The 11,304-nt window shown below is 55.8% G+C and carries 13 protein-coding genes and 1 tRNA gene; 7 read left to right on the forward strand and 7 right to left on the reverse strand.

Annotation, left to right across the window (positions count from 1 at the left end):
• Nucleotides 1–164: 164 nt before the first annotated feature.
• Together DVA44_RS15700 and DVA44_RS15705 are read right to left on the reverse strand one after the other, a co-directional pair.
• A tRNA-Ser gene (locus DVA44_RS15700) sits at nt 165–252 on the reverse strand.
• Nucleotides 253–397: 145 nt separating this feature from the next.
• Nucleotides 398–2,026 (reverse strand): ABC transporter substrate-binding protein, encoded by a 1,629-nt coding sequence (locus DVA44_RS15705; RefSeq protein ID WP_114387498.1) that lies wholly within the window; start codon nt 2,024–2,026, stop codon nt 398–400.
• Between the two features lie 267 nt (nt 2,027–2,293).
• On the opposite strand from DVA44_RS15705, the gene yccA reads away from it, so the two are divergent.
• Both yccA and tusE read left to right on the forward strand, forming a co-directional pair.
• Nucleotides 2,294–2,953, forward strand: a complete 660-nt coding sequence (yccA, locus tag DVA44_RS15710; protein ID WP_103823337.1) for an FtsH protease modulator YccA — start codon at nt 2,294–2,296, stop codon at nt 2,951–2,953.
• 86 nt (nt 2,954–3,039) lie between these two features.
• Nucleotides 3,040–3,369: a sulfurtransferase TusE gene (tusE, locus tag DVA44_RS15715; protein ID WP_114388438.1), complete on the forward strand. Its 330-nt coding sequence runs from the start codon at nt 3,040–3,042 to the stop codon at nt 3,367–3,369.
• Here tusE and yccX read toward each other — a convergent pair.
• The 3 genes from yccX to DVA44_RS15730 all read right to left on the reverse strand — a co-directional run bounded on the left by yccX (nt 3,366) and on the right by DVA44_RS15730 (nt 5,066).
• Entirely contained in the window at nt 3,366–3,647 is a 282-nt protein-coding gene (yccX, locus tag DVA44_RS15720; protein WP_103823338.1) for an acylphosphatase, read from the reverse strand. The genes tusE and yccX overlap by 4 nt on opposite strands.
• Nucleotides 3,648–3,708: 61 nt before the next feature.
• A complete protein-coding gene (locus tag DVA44_RS15725) occupies nt 3,709–4,437 on the reverse strand; it encodes a helix-turn-helix transcriptional regulator (protein ID WP_371413869.1) in 729 nt (242 codons plus the stop codon).
• Between the two features lie 71 nt (nt 4,438–4,508).
• On the reverse strand, nt 4,509–5,066 hold the full coding sequence (locus DVA44_RS15730; protein WP_114387499.1) for a kinase inhibitor: 558 nt from the start codon (nt 5,064–5,066) through the stop codon (nt 4,509–4,511).
• 175 nt (nt 5,067–5,241) lie between these two features.
• Here DVA44_RS15730 and rlmI point away from each other — a divergent pair, with 175 nt between their 5' ends.
• On the forward strand, nt 5,242–6,432 hold the full coding sequence (gene rlmI, locus DVA44_RS15735; protein WP_114387500.1) for a 23S rRNA (cytosine(1962)-C(5))-methyltransferase RlmI: 1,191 nt from the start codon (nt 5,242–5,244) through the stop codon (nt 6,430–6,432).
• Between the two features lie 60 nt (nt 6,433–6,492).
• Complete coding sequence (gene hspQ / locus DVA44_RS15740; protein WP_103823342.1) at nt 6,493–6,810, forward strand: heat shock protein HspQ; 318 nt, start codon at nt 6,493–6,495, stop codon at nt 6,808–6,810.
• Between the two features lie 37 nt (nt 6,811–6,847).
• Here hspQ and DVA44_RS15745 read toward each other — a convergent pair whose 3' ends face one another.
• Nucleotides 6,848–7,261 carry a CoA-binding protein gene (locus tag DVA44_RS15745; protein WP_103178964.1) on the reverse strand — a complete coding sequence of 138 codons (414 nt, stop codon included), beginning with the start codon at nt 7,259–7,261 and terminating at the stop codon, nt 6,848–6,850.
• Nucleotides 7,262–7,431: 170 nt separating this feature from the next.
• On the opposite strand from DVA44_RS15745, the gene DVA44_RS15750 reads away from it, so the two are divergent.
• Both DVA44_RS15750 and mgsA read left to right on the forward strand, forming a co-directional pair.
• The gene (locus tag DVA44_RS15750; protein ID WP_103178963.1) at nt 7,432–8,094 is read left to right on the forward strand and encodes a DUF2057 family protein; all 663 of its coding nucleotides are present in this window, start codon (nt 7,432–7,434) and stop codon (nt 8,092–8,094) included.
• A gap of 79 nt (nt 8,095–8,173) precedes the next feature.
• The gene (gene mgsA, locus DVA44_RS15755) at nt 8,174–8,632 is read left to right on the forward strand and encodes a methylglyoxal synthase (protein ID WP_103178962.1); all 459 of its coding nucleotides are present in this window, start codon (nt 8,174–8,176) and stop codon (nt 8,630–8,632) included.
• A 37-nt stretch (nt 8,633–8,669) separates the two neighbouring features.
• Here mgsA and helD read toward each other — a convergent pair whose 3' ends face one another.
• Entirely contained in the window at nt 8,670–10,724 is a 2,055-nt protein-coding gene (gene helD, locus DVA44_RS15760; RefSeq protein ID WP_114387501.1) for a DNA helicase IV, read from the reverse strand.
• 123 nt (nt 10,725–10,847) lie between these two features.
• Here helD and DVA44_RS15765 point away from each other — a divergent pair, with 123 nt between their 5' ends.
• The gene (locus DVA44_RS15765; protein WP_103178960.1) at nt 10,848–11,294 is read left to right on the forward strand and encodes a YccF domain-containing protein; all 447 of its coding nucleotides are present in this window, start codon (nt 10,848–10,850) and stop codon (nt 11,292–11,294) included.
• The last annotated feature ends 10 nt before the right edge of the window (nt 11,295–11,304 follow it).

Here is an 11,304-nt window from a genome sequence, read left to right on the forward strand (position 1 = left end):
GCTTATGCAGGTGCTGATGGCATTGTCATCGGGTTATATCCTTGTGTTTACTGGGTTTAATTTATTGAGATCGGGTTTTTAGTTGACTGACATAATGTCATCGGACAGGTAAAACGACAAAAGAAAAAGCCCCGCGATATTGCTATCGCAGGGCTTATCTAATCTGGCGGAAGCGCAGAGATTCGAACTCTGGAACCCTTTCGGGTCGCCGGTTTTCAAGACCGGTGCCTTCAACCGCTCGGCCACACTTCCAGAATGAGGCGAACTATAAACACCTCCTTGCGCCCTGTAAAGCGTGCCCGCGATCGTTCGCCTGAAAAATAGTCAAAATGCGTTTAATCGGTTGAATAGCCAACATCCTGACCATTTTATCAGCACAAAATCACGCGCTGACCGCTCAATGTTTTTTGATATACATATCCTTGGTGAAGTAGTACCCCAGCTTATCCGGCGTAAAGCCGCCTACCCACGGCTTCACCAGATGGGTACGCACGTAGTGATAGACCGGGATCGCCGGGACATCCCGCGCCAGCAGATCTTCGGCCTGCTGGTAGTACGTACCGCGCTCGGCAGTGGTTTTCGCTTTCGCGGCATTTGCCAGCGCCTCGTCATAGGCGGCATTGCTGTACTGGCTGGTGTTCTGACTGTCACCGGTACGGAAGTTATTCAGGAATGTCGCCGCATCGTCAAAATCGGCGATCCAGGCGTAGCGCACCGCGTCAAAATTGTGGGTATGCATGGTGTCCAGCATCGTTTTCCACTCCTGGTTTTGCAGCTTCGCCTCCACGCCGAGGTTTTTCTTCCACATCGAGCTGACGGCAATGGCAATCCGCTGGTGGGATTCCGAGGTGTTATACAGGAGGTTAAAGCTAAGCGGGTGGCCATCGTTAAAGCCTGCTTCGTTCAGCAGTTTTTTCGCTTCAGCGATGCGTTTATCCAACGGCCAGCTGGCGTAATCCGGGTTTTTCAGTTTCACCCCGCCGATATCCGGCTGGCTAATCACCCACGCCGGACGCTGCCCCTGCCCCAGCACTTTCCCGGCAATAATCTCTTTATCCAGCGCCAGGTTCAGCGCCTTGCGTACGCGCGGATCGTTAAACGGCGGACGGGAGGTATTGAACTGGTAGTAGTAGGTTGCCAGCTGCGGCGAGACATCCACCTCTTTGCCCAGCGTTTTTTGCAGCTGCGCGAACTGGTTGATAGGCAGCGTATAAGCGATATCGATTTCACCCGCCCTGTAGCGGTTCACGTCGGCGGCTTCGGAGGTGATGGGCAGATAAGTCACCTTGTTAATCACCGTATGGGCATTGTCCCAGTAGCGCGGGTTGCGCTCAGCGACAATCCGCTCGTTGACCACCCACTGCTTGAGGATATAGGCCCCGCTGCCAACAAAGTGTTCCGGCCTGGACCATTTATCGCCGTAGCGACCAATCAGGACCTTATCCACCGGCACCAGCGACGGGTGCGCCAGCATGGCAAGAAATGCCGCGTTGGGCTGATCCAGCGTCACTTCCAGGGTGGTGTCGTTCAGCGCCTTCACCCCCAGGGTATCAGGGGCTTTTTTCCCCTCGGCGATATCGGCGGCGTTGACCATATGCATGTTGCCGGGGAAGCTGGCATACGGCGAGACGGTTTTGGGGTCCACCAGCCGCTGCCAGCTCCAGACTACGTCCTGGGCTGTAATCGCTGTACCGTCGCTCCAGGTAATCCCCGGGCGGAGATGGAAGGTCCAGACGGTGTTGTCTTTGTTCTCCCATTTCTCGGCCAGCCGCGGCTGGATCTCACCCTGCGGCGAGACGCTCACCAGCCCGTCGAATATATCGCTGATAATATTGAATTCGACATCGCTTTCAACTTTATGCGGATCGAGCGATGCCGGCTCATTGCCATTATTCCTGACCAGTTCCTGCTTCTCTGCCAGCTCTGTTCCTGCCGGTACACTGGCGGCGAACGCCGTTGTGCTTGCGCACAGGATGCCTGCCGTCAGTAAAGAGAGCGTAAATGTTGCTTGTGATGAGGGTTTCATGTCCTTCGCCTTATTGTTTCGTTTTGTCGACGCAAAATAACTCTTAGCGTTGAGTCAGGAATAAGGCAATATATTTCAGTGACCTATAAGAGCTTGATCTGATTAATCCTGACAAACCGGGGTTCGTGCTACATTGCGGAGGTTATGGAACATTTCATGCTACCTCAATACCTAAGATGCTGAGTAAAGATGGGTAAAACCATTTTATAACCGGCGCGTCGTTTTCTATTCTTGCCGTCAATTACATCTGTCATAAGAGAGTGACTCATGGATCGTATTATTAGTTCTTCACGCGACCGCACATCGCTACTCAGCACCCACAAGGTGCTGCGCAACACCTATTTTATGCTCAGCCTGACGCTGGCCTTCTCCGCGCTGACGGCCACCGCCAGCACCGTGCTGATGCTGCCATCGCCGGGGCTGATCCTGACTCTGGTCGGTATGTATGGTCTGATGTTCCTGACCTACAAAACGGCTAACAAGCCGGTAGGTATTTTGTCGGCGTTCGCCTTCACCGGTTTCCTGGGCTACATCCTGGGGCCAATGCTTAACACCTACCTGTCTGCCGGTATGGGCGATCTGATCGGCCTGGCGCTGGGCGGTACCGCGCTGGTCTTCTTCTGCTGCTCTGCCTACGTGCTGACCACCCGCAAAGACATGTCCTTCCTCGGCGGTATGCTGATGGCGGGCATCGTGGTGGTGCTGATCGGTATGGTGGCGAATATCTTCCTGCAGTTACCGGCCCTGCATCTGGCTATCAGCGCGGTGTTCATCCTGATCTCCTCCGGGGCGATCCTGATGGAAACCAGCAACATCATTCATGGCGGTGAGACGAACTACATCCGCGCTACCGTGAGCCTGTATGTGTCGCTGTACAACATTTTTGTCAGCCTGTTGAGCATCCTGGGCTTCGCCAGCCGCGATTAACCGACAGTGCTCTATAACAAGCCCCGCTTATGCGGGGCTTTCTTTTTTGGTAAACTGTCGCGGTTTTCGATAATTCCGTGATGATTATGCTGAACTTTGAAGGTAAAGAGATTGATACCGATAGCGAAGGCTATCTGAAAGAGACCAGCCAGTGGAGCGAAGGGCTGGCGGTGATTATCGCCGAAAAAGAGTCTATCGCCCTGACGCCAGAGCACTGGGAAGTGGTGCGCTTTGTGCGCGACTTCTATCTGGAATTTAACACCTCCCCCGCCATCCGCATGCTGGTGAAAGCGATGGCCAATAAATATGGCGAGGAGAAAGGCAACAGCCGCTATCTGTATCGTCTGTTCCCGAAAGGCCCGGCAAAACAGGCGACCAAAATCGCCGGGCTGCCTAAGCCCGTGAAGTGCATTTAATAGCGAATACCGAAGTTCACGTATTCCCGGCCGGGTTGATGCGGTTCTGACAGAACCTTTTCAACCCGAGCAATGCGCGGCCCGCCCGCCTTAAGCCAGGCGAGCAGTTTATCGACCTGTTCCGCCTCGCCGCAGGCCACCACCTCGACGCTGCCGTCATCCATATTACGCGCGTAACCGGTCAGCCCCAGCTCCGTGGCTTCTCGCTGCGTGCTGTAACGAAAGCCCACACCCTGAACCGTGCCGTGAACCCACGCGATGATGCAGACATTTGCCATACTCCCTCCCCTTATCCATGCCTGACCTGAATCCAAAGAATAGCAAATTATGGCTCCAGGTTTAGCGCAGCGTTTTGGGTAAACAGCCGTAATGCTGGCGGAAACGAGCCGTAAAACGCGAGCTGGACAGGTACCCGCACTGCATGGCGATCTCGCCGATGGGCAGGCGGGTCGACTGTAGCTGCGAGAGCGCTACCGCCATGCGTACCTCCTCCACAATCTGGCGAAAACTTTGCGACTCTTCCCGCAAGCGTCGGCGCAAAGTGGGTACGCTTACGGCAAGACGGCTGGCGATCTCCTGCGCGGTCCATGCCTTACCGGGCGACACCATGATGAAATGCCGTACCTGCTCGGTAAGATTGATATTTCTCTCTATAAGCAGCGGCCCGGCCACCCCATCATGCAGCAGCGCCAGCAAGAGCCCGAAGGCCTGATGCTTTTGCAGCTCTTCCGGAAAACCGTGCCGCACCGCATGCAGCAGATTGCCCCACATAAAGGCCAGCCCTTCGCTGAGCGGAGCACACAGCGAGTCCGTTCTGGCGCGCGGCCAGGATTGCAGGTAGCGTGTTTTAAACTCGGCGATAATGTCGGGGGATAACAGCAGCAGATCGGAATGAAACAGCTCCTGCGCGGGCTGATTAATGATCTCCATTGGGGTGTTCGCCGGAATAATGATTAGCTCATCCGGCGTGGCCACCAAGCGCCGCTCCTCCTGAATAATCACCTTGCTGCCATGTGTAATGTGGCAAATGGCCGGGTAAAAAAGCTTTACGTGGTGCAGGCGATGCATCTTGCTGGCATTGACCTCAGCCGCTGTCAGATGATTATGTTGAAAATGAAAATCCTGCACCGGACCACCTTTTATCGTGCGTATGTTGCGATTAATTGCGCTTTCGCCAGTACGTGGCTGTTGAGCATGAAGCCGACCAGGGCGCCGCTGGCATTACTGTCGATGGGCAGTTTATCCACGTTCAGCGCCCAGACGGTGAACTGATAGGGGTGCGGTTTATCCCCTTCCGGCGGACACGCCCCACCGAAGCCAGCATACCCGAAATCATTCCGCCCCTGCACCGCCCCTGCGGGTAATTTATCGCTGTTCGTTTTTCCGGCGCCAGCGGGCAGGCTCAGCGTTTGCGCAGGAAGATTGACCAGGGTCCAGTGCCACCAGCCGCTGCCGGTGGGGGCGGCAGGATCGTAGGCCGTGATGGCAAAACTTTTTGTGCCCGCAGGGGGATGCTGCCAGGCCAGCTGTGGCGAGGCATTTCCTCCCTTGCAGCCAAACCCGGTAAAAACCTGCTGTTGCGTTAAGGGGTGGCCGTCGGCGATATCCTGACTGCTGAGACTAAACGGCAATGCCGCAGACGCAGTAAAACTGACTGTCGCCAGCGTCATGGCGGCGATGGCAATGTGCTTTTTCATTGTGGTTTCCTTTTGCTGAACCGGAAACCTCACTCTAAAGCTCACGACGAATTCATAATGTGCCTGAGCGATTTTAAAATGTGCCGAAACGCTCAATAGTGTCCGCAGATGATTGCCACTGGCCATCTGTGCTACTCTACGCGCCATTTCCCTGGAATCGACAGAACAGAAAATTATGAGTGTACGTTTAGTGTTAGCCAAAGGGCGCGAGAAATCATTGCTGCGCCGCCATCCTTGGGTCTTCTCCGGCGCGGTTGCCCGTATGGAAGGCAAAGCCAGCCTCGGTGAAACCATCGATATCGTTGACCACCAGGGGAAATGGTTAGCGCGCGGCGCATACTCGCCTGCGTCCCAGATCCGGGCGCGCGTCTGGACGTTTGATAAAGATGAATCCATTGATATCGACTTCTTTGTCCGTCGTCTGCAGCAGGCGCAGCAGTGGCGCGACTGGCTGGCAAAACGCGACGGGCTGGACAGCTACCGCCTGATCGCCGGTGAATCCGACGGTCTGCCAGGCGTGACCATCGACCGTTTTGGCAATTTCCTGGTGCTGCAGCTGCTAAGCGCGGGGGCAGAGTATCAGCGTGCGGCGTTAATCAGCGCGCTGCAGACGCTGTTCCCAGAGTGTGCCATTTACGATCGCAGCGACGTTGCGGTGCGTAAAAAAGAGGGCATGGAACTGACTCAGGGTCCGGTAACGGGCGAACTGCCCCCTGCCCTGCTGCCTATCGAAGAGCACGGCATGAAACTGCTGGTGGATATTCAGGGCGGCCACAAAACCGGTTACTACCTCGATCAGCGCGACAGCCGTCTGGCAACACGCCAGTACGTTGCCGACAAGCGCGTGCTGAACTGCTTCTCCTACACCGGCGGTTTTGCGGTGTCGGCGCTGATGGGCGGATGTCGTCAGGTGGTGAGCGTCGATACGTCCCAGGAAGCGTTGGACGTGGCGAAGCAGAACGTTGAGCTGAACAAGCTGGATCTCAGTAAAGCCGAATTTGTTCGCGACGATGTCTTTAAGCTGCTGCGCAAATACCGCGACCAGGGCGAGAAGTTTGACGTGATCGTGATGGATCCGCCGAAGTTCGTCGAAAATAAAAACCAGCTGATGGGCGCCTGCCGTGGGTACAAAGACATTAACATGCTCGCCATCCAGCTGCTTAACCCGGGCGGCGTGCTGCTGACCTTCTCCTGTTCCGGCCTGATGACCACCGAATTATTCCAGAAAATTATCGCGGATGCCGCTGTAGATGCTGGTCGTGATGTACAATTTATAGAGCAGTTCCGTCAGGCGGCCGATCATCCGGTGATCGCTACCTATCCGGAAGGGCTGTATCTGAAAGGATTTGCCTGTCGCATCATGTAACTTGAAAAGTGAAATGTTGCCCACACCTATAGTGTAAGTAACGTTTCCCGGGAGGTGACTATGAATGCCAGCAAATTCGGTATCGGCCAGCAGGTCCGCCATTCCCTGTTAGGTTATCTGGGCGTGGTCGTGGATATCGACCCGGAATATTCCCTCGACGAACCGTCAGCGGATGAGCTGGCGGTGAATGCAGAACTCCGCGCTGCGCCCTGGTACCACGTGGTGATGGAAGATGACGATGGCCAGGCCGTGCATACCTATCTTGCCGAAGCCCAGTTAAGTAGCGAACAGCAGGATGAACATCCTGAACAGCCATCGATGGATGAACTGGCGCAAACGATCCGTAAACAGTTGCAGGCGCCGCGCCTGCGTAACTAATAAAAACCCGGTAGCCTACGGCTGACCGGGTTTTTTATTACTTCGCCATCCCGAGGCGTGGGATCTCAATCGCCGGACAGCGATCCATCACCACATTCAGGCCTGCGTCCCGTGCGAGTACTGCTGCCTGTTCGTTAATCACCCCGAGCTGTAACCACAACGTTTTCGCCCCGACTGCAATGGCTTCCTGCGCCACCCCCCAGGCTGCCTCAGAGTTGCGGAACACATCCACCATGTCGATTTTTTCCGGTACTTCCGCCAGGGTGCCGTACCCCTGCTGGCCCAGCAATGTTTTACCTGCCACTTTTGGTGATACCGGGATCACGTGGTAGCCCTGGTCGAGCAGGTATTTCATCACCCGATAACTCGGGCGATCGGGCTTATCACTCGCCCCCACCAACGCAATGGTTCGGGTGGTGGTAAGGATGTCAGCTATGTTGTTCTCTTTCATTTATCTCCTCCTGGCTCGTTCAAACCGGGTATCAACGCCGTTAAGCAACTTCTCATCCCATACGTCTGTATGAGGGCAAATTGCCGGGCCCTGTCTATATGTTAGTAAATATGATTAACGAAAAATTTTGATACATTATTCAAGACGCATGTCTTTTAAGAGGGCTCTCTATGAAAACCGGCATTGCCTGGAGTCTGTTTGCGCTGCTCATGCCGGTTTGCGTTTTCGCCACAACGCTGCGGCTCTCTACAGACATCGACCTGCTGGTACTTGATGGCAAAAAAGTCTCCAGTTCCCTGCTGCGCGGCGCTGATAGCATAGAGCTCGACAACGGTCCGCATCAGATTGTCTTCCGGGTAGAGAAAACCATTCGCCTTGGCAATCACGAGGAGCGCATCTATATCTCCCCTCCTCTGGTCGCCAGCTTTAACACCCAGCGGATCAGTCAGGTTAATTTTAGCCTTCCGCGGCTGGAAACAGAAAAAGAGTCACAACTTTTTGATAAATCACCGCAAATTGAGTTGCTGGATGGCGACGCGACCCCGATTCCGGTCAAGCTGGATATTCTGGCGATCACCAATACGCCGAACGGCGTCAATTACGAGTACGACACCGAGCGCTATAACAAAGCCGGGCAGAGCGCCTCGATACCGCAGTTTTCTACCACCATGGCCGATGACAGCACGCTCTTATCCGGCGTGTCTGAACTGGATATGCCGCCACCGCAATCCCAGAGCATGACGGAGCAGCGCCTGAAATACTGGTTTGCCCAGGCCGATCCCGAGACCCGAAGCCGTTTCCTGCAATGGGCGAAGCAACAACCCTCGTCCTGAGCCGCATTTTTTATCCCTTTCTCTTGCAGCGTCAGGTGCTTCCAGTAATCTGTAGCCAGTTAACTAACGGATAGAGACTATGGAACTCACAACCCGCACACTGCCGGAACGCAAACATATTGCCCTTGTCGCGCACGATCACTGCAAACAGATGCTGCTCAACTGGGTCCAGCGTCATAAATCCCTGCTGGGACAACATCAGCTTTCGGCCACCGGAACAACCGGCAACCTGATCCATCGGGAGACCGGGCTGCAGGTAAATGCCATGCTGAGCGGCCCTATGGGGGGCGATCAGCAGGTGGGCGCCCAGATTTCGGAAGGAAAGATTGATGTGCTGATCTTCTTCTGGGACCCGCTCAATGCGGTACCGCACGATCCGGATGTAAAAGCCCTGCTGCGTCTGGCTACGGTATGGAATATTCCGGTCGCCACTAACCTGTCGACGGCGGACTTTATTATCGAATCCCCGCAGTTCAACTCGCCGGTGGAGATCCTGATCCCGGATTATCAGCGCTATCTGGCTGAACGTCTGAAGTAAATGTGTCCTGCCGGGTGGCGGCTTCGCCTTACCCGGCCTACGGTTTACGCGCTACCGGCACATCGATGTTTTTCAGCATCTCCACAAAACGTGACGGCTGCTCTTTATTAAACAGCAGCCAGACGCGATGACGGGCGCGGGTCATCGCCACATATAACAATCGCCGCTCTTCGGCATCAGGAAAGTCTTCCGTCGCAGGCAGCAGAGCCTGCTCCATGACCGATTCACGCGCAGGCGCCGGGAAACCGTCGCTCCCCTCCTGTAACCCCACGACGATGACATAGTCCGCCTGCTGCCCCTTGCTGGCGTGGATGGTCATAAAATCCAGCTGCAATTTTGGCCAGCGGGTCGCGGCTTTCTCCAGGCTGGCAGGCTTGAGATGGTGATAGCGCGCCAGCACCAGAATGCGCTCCTCCGGTCTGGCGTAACCGCTGAGCTTATCCAGCAGGGCATCGAGCTGATCGTCTCCCAGCAGCGTGACCGCTTTTTTGTCCCCAGCCGAGAGGCTGTTCAGCGGTTTTGCCAGCTGATGCGGGTTCTGCTGGATAAAGCGGTTGGCGATCTCACCGATCCGGTTATTGAAGCGGTAGGTGGTATCCAGATCGCAGCGATCGCCTTCGCCAAAGTAATGGTGAAACGCGGTTGTCAGCGACAGCTGGGCGCCGCTAAAGCGGTAGATCGCCTGCCAGTCATCCCCGACGGCAAACAGGGTGGTGTGCTTGTTCTGTGCCCGCAGCGCCGCCAGCAGCGCCGCACGCTGAGGGGAGATGTCCTGAAACTCATCCACCAGAATGTGTTTCCAGGGGCTGATAAAACGGCCTTTCTCCAGAATAATGATCGCCTGATGAATCAGGCCGGAAAAATCGACGGCGTTTTCTGCCTTCAGGGCAGCTTTCCACGCTTTTAGCAGCGGTGCCATTAACTTCACCCGCTTTGAAAACAGCGCCCGCACCTCTTCAGGGGCCCCGGCAATCATCTCTGCCTGAGCGCCGCCGTGCATGCGCATCAGGCTCACCCAGCGATCGAGCCGGGGTGCCAGTCGGCGCGCCAGCTTCTCGTTTTGCCAGAAACTGCCCTCCGGCACATCCCAGTTCAGCTCCTCTTCCAGCCACTGGCGCCAGCCTTTGGCCTGCGCTTTTTTCTCGCTGCACTGCTGCTGCCAGGCATCGATAAATAGCTTCTGCCGCGCCGCGGTGTCGTTTTCAAGCTCGCTGACCACGGGCACTTTTTTACTCCCCTGCTGAATGATGTGCAGGGCCAGGGAGTGGAAGGTCCGGGCGGTAATGTCGCGGGTGTGCAGCCGCGCCTCGATCCGCTCATCCATCTCCTGAGCCGCCTTACGGCCAAAGGCCAGGAGTAAAATCTGATCGGCAGAGGCTTCATTGCGGGTCAGCAGCCAGCCTGCCCGGGCCACCAGCACCGAGGTTTTACCGCTACCGGCACCGGCCAGCACCAGCAGCGGCGACTCGCCGTTGACCACCGCCCGGGCCTGGGCCGAATTGAGGGGGGAAGACTCAATACCGGCAAAAAAGTCGGCATACTGGCTGAGCATGGCGTCGGTCCACGCCTGATTGTGCGCCAGCCTGCTCTGGTCAATGTCCTTCAGCCAGGCCTGACACTGACGCCAGGCTTCCCGGCAGTTATCAAACTCGTCGAGCCGTGAGACGGACAATGGCAAGGCCTGTAACGCCTGGCGAATTTTTTGCTGTAGACCGAGCGTTTTTTCCCGCGTCAGCCAGCTGTTTTGCTCATTTGTTGCGGCAATGTCTTTCAGCGCGTTTTGCAGGACCTGCGCCGCCACCTCACTCATTTCAGCACTCCACTGCTGCCAGAGCGTGTTCAGATGACGGTGAAAACGCTGGGTTTCCGCCCATTCGGTGCCATGCAGGCGGACCACTTTTTCATCGGGCAGAACAAACTCCAGCTCCCCCCAGACCAGGCCGCGTTTGCAGTGAATGGCCAATAGCTGATTGAAAGGGATGAGATATTCATGACGTTCGCCTGAGACCTTGACCCCGGCGTTGAGCAGAACGACTTTGTCGTACGGATGTTGTGCCAGGCGCTTGCCTAACGAGGTTGCTTTCAGTTCCATGTCCAGCCTGATCCACGACGTGAATAATTGCATAACAGTTTAACTGCCAGTTTTCAGGTGCTCCAGCGCAAAAAAACGTTACAATCATCAGGGCTTCACCATTCCGGTAAGAATTGAGGTTTTATGCGTACCGTTCTGAATATTTTGAATTTTGTGCTGGGTGGTTTTGTCACTACCCTCTCCTGGCTGCTGGCGACGCTGGTCAGCGTGGTGCTGATCTTCACCCTGCCGCTGACGCGCTCCTGCTGGGAAATCACCAAACTCTCGCTGGTGCCTTACGGTAACGAAGCGGTTCATGTGGATGAACTGGAGCCTGACAGTAAAAGCACGCTGATGAACACCGGCGGAACGCTGCTCAATATTCTGTGGCTGATCTTTTTCGGCTGGTGGCTGTGTGTGATGCATATTGCGGCGGGGATCGCCCAGTGCCTGACCCTGATTGGCATCCCCGTCGGGATCGCCAATTTCAAAATTGCCGCCATCGCTTTATGGCCGGTCGGACGCCGGGTTGTGCCGGTGGAAGTGGCCCGCGCCGCGCGGGAAGCCAACGCCCGCCGCCGTTTTCCGTAACAAGGACCTC

The sequence above is a fragment of the Leclercia sp. W17 genome (assembly GCF_003336325.1).
In the GTDB taxonomy this organism is placed as follows: Bacteria; Pseudomonadota; Gammaproteobacteria; order Enterobacterales; family Enterobacteriaceae; genus Enterobacter.

Excerpts from the sequence above, each read along its gene's own strand:
- yccX (WP_103823338.1), bottom strand. The coding sequence starts at position 3,647 with ATGGCAAATGTCTGCATCATCGCGTGGGTTCACGGCACGGTTCAGGGT.
- mgsA (WP_103178962.1), top strand. The coding sequence starts at position 8,174 with ATGGAACTCACAACCCGCACACTGCCGGAACGCAAACATATTGCCCTT.
- DVA44_RS15705 (WP_114387498.1), bottom strand. The coding sequence starts at position 2,026 with ATGAAACCCTCATCACAAGCAACATTTACGCTCTCTTTACTGACGGCA.
- helD (WP_114387501.1), bottom strand. The coding sequence starts at position 10,724 with ATGGAACTGAAAGCAACCTCGTTAGGCAAGCGCCTGGCACAACATCCG.
- DVA44_RS15730 (WP_114387499.1), bottom strand. The coding sequence starts at position 5,066 with ATGAAAAAGCACATTGCCATCGCCGCCATGACGCTGGCGACAGTCAGT.
- rlmI (WP_114387500.1), top strand. The coding sequence starts at position 5,242 with ATGAGTGTACGTTTAGTGTTAGCCAAAGGGCGCGAGAAATCATTGCTG.
- DVA44_RS15765 (WP_103178960.1), top strand. The coding sequence starts at position 10,848 with ATGCGTACCGTTCTGAATATTTTGAATTTTGTGCTGGGTGGTTTTGTC.
- yccA (WP_103823337.1), top strand. The coding sequence starts at position 2,294 with ATGGATCGTATTATTAGTTCTTCACGCGACCGCACATCGCTACTCAGC.
- tusE (WP_114388438.1), top strand. The coding sequence starts at position 3,040 with ATGCTGAACTTTGAAGGTAAAGAGATTGATACCGATAGCGAAGGCTAT.
- hspQ (WP_103823342.1), top strand. The coding sequence starts at position 6,493 with ATGAATGCCAGCAAATTCGGTATCGGCCAGCAGGTCCGCCATTCCCTG.
- DVA44_RS15745 (WP_103178964.1), bottom strand. The coding sequence starts at position 7,261 with ATGAAAGAGAACAACATAGCTGACATCCTTACCACCACCCGAACCATT.
- DVA44_RS15750 (WP_103178963.1), top strand. The coding sequence starts at position 7,432 with ATGAAAACCGGCATTGCCTGGAGTCTGTTTGCGCTGCTCATGCCGGTT.
- DVA44_RS15725 (WP_371413869.1), bottom strand. The coding sequence starts at position 4,437 with ATGCATCGCCTGCACCACGTAAAGCTTTTTTACCCGGCCATTTGCCAC.